The organism is Vibrio sp. 704 (assembly GCF_033339295.1).
In genome coordinates this window covers 1-903 of the sequence record NZ_JAWOUH010000203.1, presented here as the reverse complement: position 1 = coordinate 903, position 903 = coordinate 1, and the positions used below count along the sequence as shown (strand labels likewise).

The following is a 903-nucleotide window of genomic DNA, read 5'->3' as shown; positions in this document are numbered from 1 at the left end:
CCTATCGCTGGTCTTATGATCGGCCTAGTAGCAACAGCCCTAATCCAATCCTCAAGTACTGTAACTTCTATTATTGTGGGCTTAGTTGCAGGTGGTCTACCTGTAGAGACAGCGATTCCAATGGTAATGGGTGCCAATATTGGTACCACAGTGACCAATACTTTGGTTTCACTAGGTCACGTACGTTGTAAGGAAGAATTCAAGCGCGCATTTGCTAGTGCGACGATCCACGACTTCTTTAACCTTCTTGCTGTTCTGATCTTCCTTCCTTTGGAAATGATGTTCGGCATTCTAGAGAAAATTTCTCACTGGTTGGTTTCGCCACTATTGAACACTGGCGACATGAGCATGAAGGGTTTTGACTTCATCAAGCCAATCACTAAGCCTGTTGTTTCTGCTATCAAAGAACCGCTATCAACATTTGGTGACACCATGGGTGGCGTGGCTCTAATTGTTTTAGGTATCGCTACAATCTTCGTTGCTATCACAGTAATGGGTAAGCTAATGAAGAGCCTAATGGTTGGCCGTGCTCGCGATATTCTGAAGAATGCAATTGGTCGTGGTCCTATCCACGGTATCGTATCAGGCTCGATCGTGACGGTGTTGGTACAATCTTCATCAACAACAACAAGCTTGATGGTTCCACTTGTAGGTACTGGTGTTCTTAAAGTTCGTGACATTTACCCATTCACTCTAGGTGCGAACATCGGTACGTGTATCACTGCGCTACTTGCAGCTACCGCAGTATCTGGTGAGTTTGCTGTGTTTGCTCTTCAGATTGCGCTAGTACACTTAACCTTTAATATTTTGGCGACACTGTTTATCTTTGGTATTCCGTTCTTACGTGAAATCCCAGTAAAAGGCGCTGAAATGATTTCAGAGCTTGCTATCAAAAACAAAGCC

The 903-nt window shown here is 44.3% G+C and carries 1 protein-coding gene; it reads left to right on the top strand.

Annotation, left to right across the window (positions count from 1 at the left end):
- The coding region (locus R7R24_RS25455) for a Na/Pi symporter (protein WP_318119887.1) at positions 1-903 on the top strand (903 nt) is incomplete at both ends.